This is a genomic window from Pseudomonas tremae (genome assembly GCF_001401155.1).
GTDB classification, from domain to species: Bacteria; Pseudomonadota; Gammaproteobacteria; order Pseudomonadales; family Pseudomonadaceae; genus Aquipseudomonas; species Aquipseudomonas tremae.
Genome location: NZ_LJRO01000252.1, coordinates 73,745 through 88,871 on the forward strand (window position 1 = coordinate 73,745; position 15,127 = coordinate 88,871).

Here is a 15,127-nt window from a genome sequence, read left to right on the forward strand (position 1 = left end):
CTGTGCGCCAAACTCCCTTGCTGGCCCCTCGCTTTACTCACCCTGACGCAAACCTTTGATTTTGCTTGGAGTCTGTCGCATTGTGCGACCCGCCTCACGGGTATAAACTTCGAACACTTTACACAGAGGCCCTTGACGGTTTGCATGAGCCGTTAGTCAGCATGAAACCGATTCAGCTGCCCCTGAGTGTGCGTCTGCGTGATGACGCCACTTTCGTCAATTACTATCCAGGCGCCAATGCCGCTGCACTCGGCTATGTCGAGCGGCTGTGCGAAGCCGATGCCGGCTGGACGGAAAGCCTCATCTATCTATGGGGCAAGGACGGGGTAGGGCGCACGCACCTGCTGCAGGCTGCGTGCCTGCGTTTCGAGCAGATGGGCGAGCCTGCGGTGTACCTGCCGATGGCCGAAGTCATAGATGAAGGCATCGAACTGTTCGACCACCTGGAGCAGTACGAGCTGGTCTGTCTCGATGATCTGCAAGCGGTGGTCGGCAAGCCGGACTGGGAAGAAGCCCTGTTCCACCTGTTCAATCGGCTGCGCGACAGTGGTCGACGGTTGCTGATTGCAGCGTCCAAATCGCCCCGCGAATTACCGGTTAAACTCCCTGATCTGAAGTCCCGCCTGACCATGGCGCTGGTGTTCCAGATGCGCGGGCTGTCCGACGAAGACAAACTGCGTGCGCTGCAACTACGCGCCTCACGACGTGGCTTGCACCTGACCGACGATGTCGGCCACTTCATTCTGACCCGCGGCACACGCAGCATGAGCGCGCTGTTTGAATTGCTCGAGCGTCTTGATCAGGCTTCGCTTCAGGAAAAACGCAAGCTGACCATTCCCTTCCTTAAAGAGACGCTTGGGTGGTAGATCAGACGCTGGTGATGCAGACCGCCGCAGCGTTGCGTCATGCAAAACGGATTCTGGTGATTACCGGGGCTGGCCTGTCGGCAGATTCGGGGCTGCCGACCTATCGTGGCGTAGGCGGGCTGTACAACGGCAAGACAGATGACGGGCTACTGATCGAAGTCGCCCTGTCGGGGCCGATGCTGCGTCGCGATCCCGAGTTGTGCTGGAAATACATCGCCGAGCTGGGCAAAGCCTGCCTCGGTGGCGAGCCTAACGTTGCCCACTATGCCATCGCCCAGTTGCAGCGCATCAAGCCTGAATGCTGGGTGCTGACCCAGAACGTCGATGGCTATCATCGCGCAGCAGGCAGCCCGCCCGAGCGGCTGATCGAAATTCACGGCCAGCTTTCACCTCTGTTCTGTCAGTCATGTGGCGCGCAGGATTCGCAACTGAGCGAGTACTTGCTGCGTCCTTTGCCACCTCTATGCAGCATCTGTAGTGGCATTCTGCGACCGCCCGTCGTTCTTTTTCAGGAAATGCTCCCGGAAAGAGCACTGGAAACACTGCATGAACAGCTGGCTATAGGCTATGACGCAGTGCTGAGTATCGGCACCACGGCCAGCTTCCCCTACATCCATGAACCGGTCATTCGCACCCGTGTTTCCGGGGGATTTACCGCAGAAATCAATCCGCAGCCCACGGATCACAGCGCTCATATGGACGTCTTTCTGCAGTGCCGGGCGGCACATGTCATGGCGGAACTCATAAGTCACATCTAGTTCGATTGAATTTGCAAATCGCTTTCATTGCGGGCATAGTCTCGGCTTCTTAACAGTCAGCCACGGTTGTGCCCATGCAAGTTGTTCGCTTCGCACCCCTCGTGCCCCTCGCACTTGTCACTTTTTTGTTCGGTTGCTCGGCCAATATGCCGGTTGCACAGCAAGAACAGGTTCAGCCCGCTCCGCACTACCAGAACACGGTAACGGCACAGTCAGCAGCCCGTCGCGCTGATGCTGCTGAATTGCAGGACGAGATGGCCACAGAAGACGAACTGGCTCAGTTCGCAGACAACAAATCCTACAAACTGCCGGTTTTGGCCGACAGTATTCTTGAACGCGGCAAGTCTCTGATCGGTACGCGCTACCAGTTCGGCGGCACCTCGACCCGTTCCGGTTTCGACTGCAGTGGTTTCATCGGTTATCTGTTTCGCGAAGAGGCTGGCATGAGCCTGCCGCGCTCCACCCGCGAAATGATCAACGTCGATGCGCCGCTGGTCTCGCGCGGTAATCTCAAGCCTGGCGATCTGTTGTTCTTCAGCACTCGCGGCCGTGGCCGTGTCAGCCATGCAGCGATCTACGCCGGTAATCAGCAATTCATTCATTCCAGCAGCCGCCGCAGTGGCGGGGTGCGCATCGACAGCCTTGATGACGCCTACTGGAGCAAGACCTTCATCGAGGCCAAACGACCTCTGGCGATGGCCCCCGGCGCAGTGGCGGTAAAATCTTCTCCGGTTGCAACGCAGACAACAGCGATGACATCGACTACAGTCAAGACCGCGCCAAAGCGGCGTAACGTGAACAAATAAAATCCGCTGACAAGACCTTCGGGTCTGTCTGCGTTTTTGAGCTACTCGGCAGCGTAAGCCGCATCCGGATCAGGTTGTTGTGTGTATGTCGATTGCTTTGCGCCTGATGGTCATTTCCGTTGCTGCGATGTTGGGCGCCTGTGCCAGCACGCCGCCTCCGCCCAAAGCGCCCCGGATCGTTCAGCGTCCGGTGGTTACGGCTCCGCCCCAGATCCTCTCTCCTGCTGCCGAAGACGTGCTGTTTCGTGCCTTGGGGCTCGTCGGCACGCCTTATCGTTGGGGCGGCAACACGCCTGATTCCGGTTTTGATTGCAGCGGTCTTATAGGCTATGTCTATCGTGATGCGGCAGGTATTTCTCTACCACGCTCCACGCGCGAGATGATCGTGATGGGTGCACCGAATATTCGTCGCGAACAGCTGCAGTCGGGCGATCTGGTGTTCTTCGCCACATCGGGTGGCTCGCAGGTGTCCCACGCCGGCATCTACGTTGGCGAAGGTCGATTCGTGCATGCACCGGCCACTGGTGGCACGGTCAAGCTCGACAGCCTGGACAAGCCTTACTGGCAGCGCGCTTACCTCAACGCCAAGCGCGTTATTCAACCCGCCAGCCTGGCGCAGAATCGGCCTTAGACATGAACCGCTGATCAGCGGTTCTTTTCCAACTTGGGATCGCACTCAGAGCGCCCTGCAACGCGTATCCACGCTGGAGCTTGGGTAAGACAGGCTTCCCGCGAGTGCCTATCGTTCCTTACGCCCCAGCGTGGGAGTGCTGTTAGTGACGCTCTGCGTACACCCCCTGCACCCCCTGCACCCGCGTTACTGAGCGGCCTTGGCTGAAGTCACGCGCCAGATCTTGTTGCCAACATCATCAGCCACCAGCAAGCCGCCGCGCTGGTCGTTGACCACGCCGACCGGTCGGCCCATCGCTTTTTCATCTTTGTTCAGGAAGCCGGTCAGTACATCCACCGGTGCGCCGTTGGGCTTGCCGCCGCTGAAGGGCACGAAGACCACTTTGTAGCCGCTGTGCGGTTTACGGTTCCATGAGCCATGCTGGCCAATGAACAGGCCTTCGTTGAAAGGCGCCGCCAGCGTCTTGCCGTCGGCAAATACCAGGCCCAGCGAGGCCGTGTGCGGGCCGACTGCATAGTCAGGCGCAATGGCCTTGGCGACCAATTCCGGGTTCTGCGGCTTGACGCGCTCGTCTACATGCTGGCCGTAGTAGCTGTAAGGCCAGCCATAGAAAGCGCCATCCTGCACTGACGTCACGTAGTCAGGCACCAGATCGCTGCCGATCTCGTCTCGCTCATTGACGGCAGTCCACAGCTTTCCAGTCTTTGGTTCCCAGTCCATGCCGTTCGGGTTGCGCAAGCCCGACGCGAAGATCCTGTGGTTGCCGGTGGCGGCGTCCACTTCCCAGATCGCTGCGCGACCTTCTTCCTTATCCAGGCCGTTCTCGCCCACGTTGCTGTTGGAGCCGACCGTCACGTACAGCTTGCTGCCGTCCTTGCTGGCGATGACGTTCTTGGTCCAGTGGTGATTGAGCGTACCACCCGGCAAATCGACCACTTTGGTCGGCTGCGCGCTGATGGAGGTCTGACCTGTCTGGTAGGGGAAGCTGATCAGGCGGTCGGTGTCGGCTACATAGAGTTTGTTGCCCACCAGGGTCATGCCGAACGGGGAGTTGAGGTCCTTCAGGAATACCGTGCGGGTTTCAGCAACGCCGTCCTTGTCCATGTCGCGCAACAGGGTAATGCGATTGGCGCTCGGCACGCCCGCACCTGCACGGCCCATTACTTTTTCCATGACCCAGCCACGAATCCCCTTGGAATCATCCGGCTTGGCGGGCGAATTGGTTTCCGCCACCAGCACGTCACCGTTGGGCAGCACATACAGCCAGCGCGGGTGATCCAGATGTTCAGCAAAGGCCGCCACCTGAGTGCCTGGCGCAGCAACCGGCTTGGCGCCGTTTTCCCAGCCGATCGCAGGGGCGATGTTGACGGTCGGTATCAGCGTCTTGTTCGGCTCCGGCAGCTTCGGCGACGGGCCTGTGCCGTCTGACACCTGCAGGGTCGACGACTCGCCGCAAGCAGCTAGGCCGCCAGCGACCAGAAGCAGTACGGCGTAGTGGGGTCTGAGTTTGAACATGGGAAATCTCCATAAAAAGACGTTGTCCTGTCACTGGTAGAGGCGCATTGAGCCGTACAGGTTCAATCAGGTACCGGAACAGCCTCCAATGGCAGCAGTGCAGATTGACGCTCCCGGCCCAACACTCTACCCTTCGCGGCTTGTTTCAGGTGCTTTGCAGTCAGCGACTGGCAGAGTGAAACAGGGAAGCCGGTGTGGATCTCCTGATCCGATCCCGGCGCTGCCCCCGCAACGGTAAATGAGTCAAGGCTGTGCCTGACGCCACTGTGTTTTTACATGGGAAGGCGCGCAGCCGGGGTGACCCGCTCATGAGCCCGGAGACCGGCCTGAATCACTCAATGGCATCACGGAGGGTGATGTTCTGTGCAGGGCGTTGCCGTGCTGTCCAGTGCTGTCCTTCCGTCTGCTTTCGCCTGCCCCGAGCGGAGAGCCGAGATGAACGAATCCCCCGAACGCGACGAACGCCACCTGGCGCGCATGCAGCGCAAGAAAGCCGTGATGGACGAGCGCATTGCCAGCTCCCCCAACGAGTGCGGGCTGCTTCTGGTATTGACCGGCAATGGCAAAGGCAAGAGCAGTTCTGCCTTCGGCATGCTCGCTCGGGCCATGGGGCACGACATGCAGTGCGGTGTGGTGCAGTTCATCAAGGGCCGCAACAGCACCGGCGAAGAAATGTTCTTCCGGCGCTTCCCCGAGCAGGTGCGTTATCACGTGATGGGCGAAGGGTTCACCTGGGAAACTCAGGACCGCCAGCGCGACATCGCTGCCGCTGAGGCCGCGTGGGCCGTCTCGCAGGAAATGCTCCGCGACCCGGGCATCGGCCTGGTGGTGCTCGACGAACTGAACATCGCCCTCAAGCATGGCTATCTTGACCTTGAGCAGGTGCTTACCGACCTGCAGGCGCGTCCTCCTATGCAGCATGTGCTGGTCACCGGCCGTGGCGCCAAACCCGAGTTGATCGACCTGGCCGATACGGTCTCCGAGATCAGCGTGGTCAAGCATGCGTTTCAGTCCGGTATTCGTGCGCAAAAAGGTATCGAGCTGTGAGCCATTCACTATGAGAACGCTGCCATGAGAGCACTGCAATGAGAGCTCCGCGCGATTGCCCGGCGGTATTGATCGCCGCGCCAGCCTCCGGGCAAGGCAAAACCACCGTCACCGCCGCGCTGGCCCGCTTGCATCGCAATCAGGGCCGCAAGGTCCGGGTGTTCAAGTGCGGGCCGGACTTTCTCGACCCCATGATCCTTGAGCGTGCCAGTGGCGCGCCGGTCTATCAACTGGACATGTGGATGGTCGGTGCCGATGAAAGCCGCCGCCTGTTGTGGGAAGCCGCTGATGAAGCTGATCTGATTCTTATCGAGGGCGTCATGGGTCTGTTCGATGGCACGCCCTCGAGTGCCGACCTGGCGCGACACTTCGGCGTGCCGGTGCTGGGAGTGATCGACGGCACTGCAATGGCCCAGACCTTCGGCGCCCTGGCGCTGGGGCTGGCGCGCTATCAGCCGGACTTGCCGTTTGCCGGCGTGCTGGCCAACCGCGTCGGCACGGTGCGTCATGCGCAGTTGCTGGAAAACAGCCTGACCGAAGGTTTGCGCTGGTATGGCGCGTTGTCACGCGAAGTGGGTTTTGAATTGCCCAGTCGCCACCTTGGGCTGGTGCAGGCCAGCGAGCTCAATGACCTGGACCTGCGTCTGGACATGGCCGCTGCGGCCTTGGCCAGCACGTGCGAAGTGGCCTTGCCTCCGGCGGTGACATTTACCGCGGCCGACCCGGTTCAGGTCGAGCCGTTGCTGAGCGGCGTGCGCATCGCCGTGGCGCGAGACGAAGCGTTTGCCTTTATTTATGGCGCCAGCCTGGACCTGTTGCGCAACATGGGTGCCGAGCTGAGCTTCTTCTCGCCCATCCATGACAGCGAAATTCCAGACGCCGACAGCCTTTACCTGCCGGGCGGTTACCCTGAACTGCACCACGTCGCGCTGGCCGCCAACCTCACGATGCAGGCTTCGATCAGGGCGCACCATATTGCCGGCAAGCCGATCCTGGCCGAGTGCGGCGGCATGCTCTACCTGCTCGATGCTCTGACCGACGTAGAGGGCGTGCGCGCCGACCTGGTCGGTTTGCTGGCCGGTGAGGCGGTCATGCAGAAGCGTCTGGCGGCGCTGGCGCTGCAAGCGGTCGAGCTGCCTGAGGGCACGCTGCACGGTCATACCTATCACCACTCGCTGACCAGCACCGAGCTGCAGCCAATTGCCCGTGGCGTCAGCCCCAATGGTGGGCGGGGCGCAGAGGCGGTGTATCGCCTCGGACGCCTGACCGCGTCCTACGTGCATTTCTATTTTCCTTCCTGCCCACCGGCAATTGCGGCGCTGTTCAAGCCATGACCGAGCAGGCATTCAGCGAGCAAGAGCGGGCTGCGGTGTATCGCGCCATCGCCGAGCGCCGCGACATGCGGCATTTCATCGGTGGCGAAGTCGCGCCCGCGTTGCTGGCGCGTTTGCTCGAAGCCGCGCATCAAGCACCCAGTGTCGGGCTCATGCAGCCTTGGCGCTTCATTCGTATCAGTGACCCACTGTTGCGCGGCAAGATGCAGGCGCAGGTGGAAGAAGAGCGTATTCGTACCGCCGAAGCACTGGGCGAGCGCACCGACGAGTTCATGAAACTCAAGGTAGAAGGCATCAACGATTGCGCGGAAGTGCTGGTCGCTGCACTGATGGAAGGCCGTGAGCAGCACATCTTCGGTCGCCGTACCTTGCCGGAAATGGACATGGCCTCATTGTCCTGCGCCATTCAGAACCTGTGGCTGGCTTCGCGTGCCGAAGGGCTGGGCATGGGCTGGGTGTCGCTGTTCGACCCTGAAGCGCTGGCCGGATTGCTGGGCATGCCCGACGGTGCCAAGCCGCTGGCGATCATCTGTCTGGGGCCGGTGAAAGAATTTTATCCTGCGCCGATGCTGGTCATGGAAGGCTGGGCGCAGGCGCGTCCGCTGAAAGAGCTGTTGTATGAGAACCAGTGGGGAGTGAGTCAATGAGTGTGGCGCTGTTGAGCGTCGCCGGCGTGGCACTGGACGCGTTGCTCGGTGAGCCGAAACGTTTCCACCCGCTGGTGGCGTTCGGAAACTTTGCCAGCCGGGTCGAACAACGTTTCAACAGCGGTGGCCGCGGCTGGCGCAGTCATGGCGTGACGGCCTGGGTGATCACCGTGGTGCCGTTGACGCTGGCGGCCACGCTGCTGAGCTGGCTGCCTTACATTGGCTGGCTGTTTGACATCCTGGCGCTGTATTGCGCGCTGGGCATGCGCAGCCTGGGTGAGCACGTTCAGCCGGTGGCGCAAGCGCTGCGCAGCGATGATCTGGTCGAGGCCCGGCAGCGGGTCGGTTACCTGGTCAGTCGGCAGACGACTGAACTCGACGCTACCGAAGTCGCTCGCGCCGCCACAGAGTCGGTGCTGGAGAACGGTAGCGACGCTGTGTTCGCTGCCTTGTTCTGGTTTGTCCTGGCCGGTGCGCCTGGCGTTGTGCTGTATCGGCTGAGCAATACGCTGGATGCCATGTGGGGTTATCGCAACGAGCGTTTCGAGCGTTTCGGCTGGGCTGCGGCGAAAATCGACGACGTGCTCAACTACTGTCCTGCACGCCTCGTGGCACTGACTTACGCCTTATTGGGCAAGACCCGCCTGGCGCTACGCTGCTGGCGCACTCAGGGGCCAACCTGGGACAGCCCGAACGCTGGCCCGGTGATGGCAGCTGGCGCGGGCGCACTGGGCGTCGAACTGGGCGGCGCGGCTATCTATCACGGCGAGCTGCATCAGCGTCCGGCATTGGGCGAAGGTGTTCCGGCCGATGCAGACTCGATCGATCGCGGCTGGCAACTGGTGCAGCGCGGCGTGTGGTTGTGGCTGCTGGTCATCTGTGTGGTAGCTGAATTATATGCTTGAACATGGCGGTCGATTGCGCGCTGCGGCGCAGCATTATGGTATCCGGCAGGCCGAATGGCTGGACCTGTCCACCGGCATTGCGCCCTGGCCGTGGACGATTCCCGATATCCCGGCGCGTGCCTGGGCGCGGCTGCCCGAGACCGATGACGGTCTGGAAGCTGCGGCCTGTGCGTATTATGGCGTTCCTCAATTGCTCCCGGTGGCCGGTTCCCAAGCCGCGATCCAGGCGTTGCCACGGGTGCGCCGTGGCGGTCGGGTCGGCGTCCTTTCTCCTTGTTATGCCGAGCATGCACATGCCTGGCGCAAGAGCGGTTACGTGGTTCGCGAGGTGAGCGAGCATGAGGTCGATTATTTTCTCGACAGCCTTGACGTGCTGGTGGTGGTCAACCCCAACAACCCGACTGGCCTGCATTTAAGCACCGAGCGCCTGCTGGAATGGCACGCGCGACTGGCCGAGCGCGGTGGTTGGCTGGTGGTGGATGAAGCGTTCATGGACAACACGCCGGGCCTCAGCCTGACAGCCGAGACCTGGCGCATCGGGCTGATAGTGCTGCGCTCGTTCGGCAAGTTTTTCGGTCTGGCCGGTGTCAGGCTGGGGTTTGTGCTGGCCGAGCCGGTGCTGCTCAAGGCGCTGGCGCAAGAAATAGGCCCTTGGTCTGTCAGCGGTCCGACCCGCATTATTGGCCAGGCCTGTCTGGGCGATGTGCAAGGCCAGGAGCATCAGCGCGAGCGCAGTGATCGGGCGCGTGACCGGCTGGTGGCATTGCTCGAACAGTACGGCCTGACTCCGGACGGTGGCTGTGCGCTTTTTCAATGGCTGGTCACCGCACAGGCACAGACACTTTACGAATTTTGCGCCCGGCGCGGTGTGCTGCTACGGCTGTTCGCAGGGTCAACGCCGGAATCCGGCAGCCTGCGCTTCGGTTTGCCTGGCGAAGAGGCTGACTGGCATCGTCTGCACAACGTTTTGCTTGAATACCGCAAGGAATACCCATGGCCACGCTGATGGTACAAGGCACCACGTCGGATGCCGGCAAAAGTACGCTGGTGACGGCGCTGTGCCGCTGGCTTATCCGGCAGGGTGTGAGCGTCGTGCCGTTCAAGCCGCAGAACATGGCGCTCAACAGCGCGGTGACGGCGGACGGTGGTGAGATCGGACGTGCGCAGGCTGTCCAGGCCCAGGCGTGCTTTCTGGAGCCACACACCGACATGAACCCGGTGCTGCTCAAGCCCAACAGCGACACCGGCGCGCAGGTGATCATTCATGGCCGTGCTGTTACCACCATGAACGCGGTGGCTTATCACGGCTATAAAGAGATCGCCATGCAGGCGGTGCTGGAGTCGCATCGACGGCTTGGCGAAAGCTACCCGGTAATCATGGTCGAAGGCGCGGGCTCGCCTGCCGAGATCAATCTGCGCGCCAACGACATCGCCAACATGGGGTTTGCCGAGGCGGTCGACTGTCCGGTGCTGCTGATTGCCGATATCAACCGCGGCGGCGTCTTCGCCCATCTGGTCGGCACGCTGGAGTTGCTCTCGCCGAGCGAGCAGGCGCGGGTCAAAGGTTTCATCATCAACCGGTTTCGGGGCGACATTGCCCTGCTGCAACCGGGTCTGGACTGGCTGGAAGCGCGCACCGGCAAACCGGTGGTCGGCGTTTTGCCTTACGTGATGGACCTGCATCTGGAAGCCGAAGACGGTCTCGATCAGCGCCAGACCGACAAGGTCGAACAGGTCCTCAACGTGGTCGTGCCGGTGCTGCCACGCATCAGTAATCACACCGATTTCGACCCGCTGCGCTTGCATCCTCAGGTCAATCTGCAGTTCATCGGGCCAGGCCAGGCGATACCGCCTGCCGATCTGATCATCCTGCCCGGCTCGAAAAGCGTACGCAGCGACTTGAAATACCTGCGCGCCAATGGCTGGGACACCGCTATCGACCGGCACCTGCGCTATGGCGGCAAATTGATGGGGATCTGCGGCGGCCTGCAAATGCTCGGCGAGCACCTGCATGACCCGCTGGGGCTGGAGGGTGCTGCCGGTTCAAGTCCCGGGCTCGGTCTTCTGGCGATGAGTACGGTACTGGAAACCGAGAAACAACTACGCAACGTGCGAGGCCATCTGACGCTGGAAGACGCTGAAGTCAGCGGTTACGAAATTCATGCCGGCGTGACCACCGGCGCGGCGCTGGAGCAGGCTGCGGTCAGGCTTGCTGATGGCCGTTGCGATGGCGCGCAGAGCACTGACGGGCAGATACTCGGCACCTACCTGCATGGGCTGTTCGAATCACCTGCGGCGTGCAGTGCCTTGTTGCGCTGGGCCGGCCTGGAAAACGTTCAGTCGGTCGATTATCACGCTTTGCGCGAGCGCGACATCGAGCGCCTGGCGGACCTGGTTGAAAAACACCTGGACGGCCGCCTGCTCCGCGAGCTGTGCGGCCTGGAGGCAAGCTGAATGCTGCAATTGATCCTCGGTGGCGCCAGGTCCGGCAAGAGCCGGCTGGCCGAGAAACTGGCCATGAATTCCGCGCTGGAGGTGATTTATATCGCCACCAGCCAGCCCCTTGATGGCGAAATGAATCATCGCATTGCTAGCCATCGTGCGCGCCGTCCCGAGCAATGGGGGCTGGTAGAGGAGCCTGTCGAGCTGGCGCGAGTGCTGCGCGACAACGCCGCGTCCGACCGCTGTCTCCTGGTGGATTGTCTGACCCTGTGGCTGACCAATCTGCTGATGCTCGACAGCTCAGAGCGTCTGGCTCGGGAGCGTGAAGCGCTGCTTGACTGTCTGGCCGGTTTGCCGGGTGAAATCATTTTTGTCAGCAACGAAACCGGGCTCGGTGTTGTGCCTCTCGGTGAGCTGACCCGCCGTTATGTCGACGAAGCCGGCCTGCTGCATCAAGCGCTGGCCGAGCGTTGCCAGCGCGTAGTATTAACCGTTGCTGGTCTGCCCCTGGTCCTTAAAGGAACACCGTTATGAGTAATTCCTGGTGGCTCACGCCTGCTCAGGCCATAAATATGCCAATGCGCGAAGCTGCACTGGCGCGCCAGGCGCAACTGACCAAACCCGCCGGTTCGCTGGCACAGCTGGAGCGCCTGGCGGTTCAGCTTGCCGGCCTGCAAGGGCGTGAGCGTCCGGCTGCCGACACATTGTGGATCGCGATCTTCGCGGGCGATCACGGCGTTGTTGCTGAAGGTGTGTCAGCGTATCCGCAGGAAGTCACTGGCCAGATGTTGCACAACTTCGTCAACGGCGGCGCAGCGATCAGCGTGCTGGCGCGTCAGTTGTCGGCGCACCTGGACGTGGTGGACCTGGGCACGGTTTCGCCGATGGACCTGCCGGGCGTTCTTCATCTGCGACTGGGGGCGGGTACTGCCAACCTCGCGCAGGGGCCGGCGATGAGCGAAGAGCAGGGTTTTGCTGCCTTGCAGGCCGGTCGCGACAGCGTCTTGCGTGCCAAGGCAGCGGGAACCGAGTTGTTTATCGGCGGAGAAATGGGTATTGGCAATACCACCTCTGCCAGTGCGCTGGCGTGCTCTATTCTGGAATGCGCCGCGCCGTTGCTGGTAGGGCCTGGCACCGGACTGAACGCGGAGGGCGTCGCCCACAAGACGCAGGTCATCGAGCGCGCGCTGGCGTTGCATGCCGAGCACTCGGGTGATCCGTTGCGAAGCCTGTTCTGCCTGGGTGGGTTTGAAATCGCAGCCCTGACGGGCGCCTATCTGGCCTGCGCGCAGGAAGGTATCGCGGTGCTGGTCGACGGCTTCATCTGCAGCGTGGCGGCATTGGTGGCTGTGCGCCTGAACCCGTCGTGCCGCAGCTGGTTGTTGTTTGGTCACCGTGGTGCGGAGCCGGGACATCGGCATTTGCTGGAAACGCTTTGGGCCGAGCCGCTGCTTGATCTTGGCATGCGTCTCGGTGAGGGCAGCGGTGCGGCTCTGGCAGTACCTCTGGTGCGCCTGGCTTGCGAGCTGCACAACGGCATGGCGACATTTGCCGAAGCTGCGGTGGCGGATCGTCCGGCATGAACTTGCATCTTGATCTGTTGAGGCATGGGGAAACCGAGCTGGGCGGTGGGTTGCGCGGCAGCCTTGATGACGCGCTGACAGACCTCGGCTGGCAGCAGATGCGTGATGCGGTCGTTGACGGCGGCCCCTGGGAGCGGATTGTCAGCTCGCCGTTGCAGCGCTGCGCGCGGTTCTCCGAAGAGTTGGCGCAACGTCTGTCGTTGCCCCTGCAACTGGAGCCGGGTCTGCAGGAATTGCACTTTGGCGATTGGGAAGGCCACAGTCCTGCGCAACTGATGGAAACCGATGCTGAAGGGTTGGGGTCGTTCTGGGCTGATCCTTATGCGTTCACGCCGCCCAATGGCGAACCTGTGGCCGATTTCTCGTCTCGAGTGCTGAACGCCGTGCAGTGTTTGCATCAGGCCTGTGCCGGTGAGCGCGTGCTGCTGGTCAGCCACGGCGGGGTGATGCGTTTGCTGATGGCTCAAGCGCGTGGTCTGCCTCGTGAGCAGTTGTTGCAGGTGGTGGTCGGTCACGGCGCCCTGTTGTCGATTCAGGTCGCCGCTGGCGGTCTGCTGACGGAAGTCTGAAATGCTCCCATTCTGGATCGCTCTGCAATTTCTCGGCAGCCTGCCGATCCGCCTTCCCGGCATGCCTCGTCCCGAGGAGCTTGGGCGTTCGCTGTTGTTCTATCCGCTGGTAGGCGTGGTATTCGGCACGTTGTTGCTGGGTTTCAATGCGCTGCTCGGCGGTACGCCGCTGATGTTGCACGCGGCGCTGCTGCTCTGCGCCTGGGTGTTGCTCAGCGGTGGTTTGCACCTGGATGGCCTGGCAGACAGCGCCGACGCCTGGCTGGGCGGTTTCGGCGATCGCGAGCGTACCTTGAGCATCATGAAGGACCCACGCAGCGGGCCCATCGCGGTGGTCACGCTGGTGCTGGTGCTGCTGCTCAAATTCGCCGCCATTGTGGCGCTGATCGAAAGTCAAAGCAGCATCGGGCTGCTGTTGGCGCCGCTGATCGGGCGCAGTGCCATGCTTGCACTGTTTCTTGGTACGCCTTACGTGCGCGCTGGCGGGTTGGGCCAGGCACTGGCCGATCATCTGCCGCGCAGCCTCGGTCGCAAGGTGTTGTTGGCCAGCGCCTTGGGCTGTGTGCTGCTGGCGGGCTGGTCGGGTGTGTGTGCAGTGCTGGTCTCTACTGTGTGTTTTTTCTGGTTGCGTCACTTGATGATGCGGCGCCTTGGAGGGGCGACGGGCGATACGGCAGGCGCGTTGCTGGAATTGCTCGAGCTGACAGTCGTGCTGACACTGGCGCTGGTTTAAGCGCTGTCGAGGGATATGCCCTGACTGGATTGACAGCGTTGCCGGGCAGGGCGTAGCGTCGCGGCTCGCAGGTACATCCGCGTGCAACTGTTGCAGGGAGCTGACAATGACATTGATCTGGCGTACCAGTGGCTGGATTCTCGTGGGCAGCGCCTTGATCCTGGCGTTATCACTGGGTACGCGGCACGGCTTCGGGCTGTTTCTGTCGCCCATGAGCGCAGATTTTGGCTGGGGCCGCGAAGTGTTTGCCTTCGCCATCGCTTTGCAAAACCTGATGTGGGGGCTGGCGCAACCGTTTGCCGGTGCGCTGGCAGACCGCTTTGGCGCGGCGAAAGTCGTGTTCGTCGGCGGTATTCTTTATGCTGTAGGGCTGCTGTGCATGAGCATGGCCGACTCGCCCCTCAGTCTTTCATTGAGTGCCGGTTTGCTCATCGGCATAGGCCTTTCCGGTACGTCGTTCTCGGTCATTCTGGGTGTGGTCGGGCGCGCGCTGCCTGCCGAGAAGCGCAGCATGGGCATGGGGATCGCCAGTGCGGCCGGGTCATTCGGCCAGTTCGCCATGCTGCCCGGTACCCTGGGCCTGATCAGCTGGCTGGGCTGGTCCGGCGCCTTGCTCGTGCTGGGCGTGATCGTCGCGTTGATCCTGCCATTGGTGGGCATGCTCAAAGACATACCTACCGCCTCTACCGGCGTCGAGCTTACCTTGGGCGAGGCTCTGCGCGAGGCCTGCTCGCATTCGGGGTTCTGGTTGCTGGCGCTGGGCTTTTTCGTCTGCGGCTTTCAGGTGGTTTTCATTGGTGTGCATCTGCCTGCTTATCTGGTGGATCAGCACTTGCCGGCCAAGGTCGGCACCACGGTGCTGGCGCTGATCGGGCTGTTCAATATTTTCGGCACTTACACCGCGGGCTGGCTGGGCGGTCGTATGTCCAAGCCTCGACTGTTGACCACGCTTTATCTGCTGCGCGCAGTGGTGATCGTGCTGTTTATCTCGGTCCCGCTCAGTCAGACCACCGCCTACCTGTTTGGGGTGGCGATGGGCCTGCTTTGGCTGTCCACAGTTCCTCTGACCAACGGTACGGTGGCGACGCTGTTCGGTGTGCGCAACCTGTCGATGCTGGGCGGTATCGTTTTCCTGTTTCACCAGTTGGGGGCTTTTCTGGGTGGCTGGCTGGGCGGTCTGGTGTACGACCGTACCGGGAGCTACGACCTGATCTGGCAAGTCTCAGTGCTGCTCAGCCTGCTGGCGGCGGCGCTCAACTGGCCTGTGCGTGAGCGCCCGGTGGCCAGGCTG

General features: G+C 61.8%; 16 protein-coding genes and 1 riboswitch. Of the genes, 15 read left to right on the forward strand and 1 reads right to left on the reverse strand.

Going from position 1 to position 15,127, the window contains the following annotated elements:
* Positions 1-161: 161 nt before the first annotated feature.
* The 4 genes from hda to ALO43_RS16010 all read left to right on the forward strand — a co-directional run bounded on the left by hda (position 162) and on the right by ALO43_RS16010 (position 3,061).
* Positions 162-866, forward strand: a complete 705-nt coding sequence (hda, locus tag ALO43_RS15995; protein ID WP_005889683.1) for a DnaA regulatory inactivator Hda — start codon at positions 162-164, stop codon at positions 864-866.
* Positions 860-1,624, forward strand: a complete 765-nt coding sequence (locus ALO43_RS16000) for an NAD-dependent deacylase (RefSeq protein WP_053480496.1) — start codon at positions 860-862, stop codon at positions 1,622-1,624. The genes hda and ALO43_RS16000 overlap by 7 nt, the downstream gene beginning before the upstream one ends.
* Before the next feature lie 74 nt (positions 1,625-1,698).
* Positions 1,699-2,430 carry a C40 family peptidase gene (locus ALO43_RS16005; protein WP_024669904.1) on the forward strand — a complete coding sequence of 244 codons (732 nt, stop codon included), beginning with the start codon at positions 1,699-1,701 and terminating at the stop codon, positions 2,428-2,430.
* Between the two features lie 85 nt (positions 2,431-2,515).
* The gene (locus ALO43_RS16010) at positions 2,516-3,061 is read left to right on the forward strand and encodes a C40 family peptidase (RefSeq protein WP_005889687.1); all 546 of its coding nucleotides are present in this window, start codon (positions 2,516-2,518) and stop codon (positions 3,059-3,061) included.
* 186 nt (positions 3,062-3,247) lie between these two features.
* Here the strand turns inward: ALO43_RS16010 and ALO43_RS16015 are convergent, their stop codons facing one another.
* Positions 3,248-4,576 carry a PQQ-dependent sugar dehydrogenase gene (locus ALO43_RS16015; protein WP_005889689.1) on the reverse strand — a complete coding sequence of 443 codons (1,329 nt, stop codon included), beginning with the start codon at positions 4,574-4,576 and terminating at the stop codon, positions 3,248-3,250.
* A 130-nt stretch (positions 4,577-4,706) separates the two neighbouring features.
* A riboswitch (cobalamin riboswitch) is annotated at positions 4,707-4,920 on the forward strand.
* A gap of 91 nt (positions 4,921-5,011) precedes the next feature.
* Here ALO43_RS16015 and cobO point away from each other — a divergent pair.
* The 11 genes from cobO to ALO43_RS16070 form a co-directional block, all read left to right on the forward strand.
* Positions 5,012-5,623: a cob(I)yrinic acid a,c-diamide adenosyltransferase gene (cobO, locus tag ALO43_RS16020; protein WP_005889691.1), complete on the forward strand. Its 612-nt coding sequence runs from the start codon at positions 5,012-5,014 to the stop codon at positions 5,621-5,623.
* 38 nt (positions 5,624-5,661) lie between these two features.
* On the forward strand, positions 5,662-6,957 hold the full coding sequence (locus tag ALO43_RS16025) for a cobyrinate a,c-diamide synthase (protein WP_005889692.1): 1,296 nt from the start codon (positions 5,662-5,664) through the stop codon (positions 6,955-6,957).
* The gene (bluB, locus tag ALO43_RS16030) at positions 6,954-7,604 is read left to right on the forward strand and encodes a 5,6-dimethylbenzimidazole synthase (protein WP_005889693.1); all 651 of its coding nucleotides are present in this window, start codon (positions 6,954-6,956) and stop codon (positions 7,602-7,604) included. The genes ALO43_RS16025 and bluB overlap by 4 nt, the downstream gene beginning before the upstream one ends.
* Positions 7,601-8,509, forward strand: a complete 909-nt coding sequence (cbiB, locus tag ALO43_RS16035) for an adenosylcobinamide-phosphate synthase CbiB (RefSeq protein WP_054997787.1) — start codon at positions 7,601-7,603, stop codon at positions 8,507-8,509. The genes bluB and cbiB overlap by 4 nt, the downstream gene beginning before the upstream one ends.
* Positions 8,502-9,515, forward strand: a complete 1,014-nt coding sequence (gene cobD, locus ALO43_RS16040) for a threonine-phosphate decarboxylase CobD (protein ID WP_005889696.1) — start codon at positions 8,502-8,504, stop codon at positions 9,513-9,515. Before cbiB ends, cobD begins: the two co-directional genes overlap by 8 nt.
* Positions 9,503-10,963, forward strand: coding sequence for a cobyric acid synthase (locus tag ALO43_RS16045; RefSeq protein WP_054997788.1), 1,461 nt, complete (start codon positions 9,503-9,505; stop codon positions 10,961-10,963). Before cobD ends, ALO43_RS16045 begins: the two co-directional genes overlap by 13 nt.
* Entirely contained in the window at positions 10,964-11,485 is a 522-nt protein-coding gene (cobU, locus tag ALO43_RS16050; RefSeq protein ID WP_053480502.1) for a bifunctional adenosylcobinamide kinase/adenosylcobinamide-phosphate guanylyltransferase, read from the forward strand.
* Positions 11,482-12,534, forward strand: coding sequence for a nicotinate-nucleotide--dimethylbenzimidazole phosphoribosyltransferase (cobT, locus tag ALO43_RS16055; RefSeq protein WP_005889699.1), 1,053 nt, complete (start codon positions 11,482-11,484; stop codon positions 12,532-12,534). The genes cobU and cobT overlap by 4 nt, the downstream gene beginning before the upstream one ends.
* Positions 12,531-13,103: an alpha-ribazole phosphatase family protein gene (cobC, locus tag ALO43_RS16060; RefSeq protein ID WP_054997789.1), complete on the forward strand. Its 573-nt coding sequence runs from the start codon at positions 12,531-12,533 to the stop codon at positions 13,101-13,103. The genes cobT and cobC overlap by 4 nt, the downstream gene beginning before the upstream one ends.
* Position 13,104: 1 nt before the next feature.
* Complete coding sequence (locus ALO43_RS16065; RefSeq protein WP_024669898.1) at positions 13,105-13,836, forward strand: adenosylcobinamide-GDP ribazoletransferase; 732 nt, start codon at positions 13,105-13,107, stop codon at positions 13,834-13,836.
* 106 nt (positions 13,837-13,942) lie between these two features.
* On the forward strand, positions 13,943-15,127 hold a 1,185-nt coding region (locus tag ALO43_RS16070; protein WP_054997790.1), incomplete at its 3' end, for an MFS transporter.

Coding starts and splice junctions, on each gene's coding strand:
- cobC (WP_054997789.1), top strand. CDS start 12,531: ATGAACTTGCATCTTGATCTGTTGAGGCATGGGGAAACCGAGCTGGGC.
- ALO43_RS16005 (WP_024669904.1), top strand. CDS start 1,699: ATGCAAGTTGTTCGCTTCGCACCCCTCGTGCCCCTCGCACTTGTCACT.
- ALO43_RS16010 (WP_005889687.1), top strand. CDS start 2,516: ATGTCGATTGCTTTGCGCCTGATGGTCATTTCCGTTGCTGCGATGTTG.
- cobT (WP_005889699.1), top strand. CDS start 11,482: ATGAGTAATTCCTGGTGGCTCACGCCTGCTCAGGCCATAAATATGCCA.
- bluB (WP_005889693.1), top strand. CDS start 6,954: ATGACCGAGCAGGCATTCAGCGAGCAAGAGCGGGCTGCGGTGTATCGC.
- hda (WP_005889683.1), top strand. CDS start 162: ATGAAACCGATTCAGCTGCCCCTGAGTGTGCGTCTGCGTGATGACGCC.
- ALO43_RS16065 (WP_024669898.1), top strand. CDS start 13,105: ATGCTCCCATTCTGGATCGCTCTGCAATTTCTCGGCAGCCTGCCGATC.
- cbiB (WP_054997787.1), top strand. CDS start 7,601: ATGAGTGTGGCGCTGTTGAGCGTCGCCGGCGTGGCACTGGACGCGTTG.
- ALO43_RS16015 (WP_005889689.1), bottom strand. CDS start 4,576: ATGTTCAAACTCAGACCCCACTACGCCGTACTGCTTCTGGTCGCTGGC.
- cobO (WP_005889691.1), top strand. CDS start 5,012: ATGAACGAATCCCCCGAACGCGACGAACGCCACCTGGCGCGCATGCAG.
- cobD (WP_005889696.1), top strand. CDS start 8,502: ATGCTTGAACATGGCGGTCGATTGCGCGCTGCGGCGCAGCATTATGGT.
- cobU (WP_053480502.1), top strand. CDS start 10,964: ATGCTGCAATTGATCCTCGGTGGCGCCAGGTCCGGCAAGAGCCGGCTG.
- ALO43_RS16025 (WP_005889692.1), top strand. CDS start 5,662: ATGAGAGCTCCGCGCGATTGCCCGGCGGTATTGATCGCCGCGCCAGCC.
- ALO43_RS16045 (WP_054997788.1), top strand. CDS start 9,503: ATGGCCACGCTGATGGTACAAGGCACCACGTCGGATGCCGGCAAAAGT.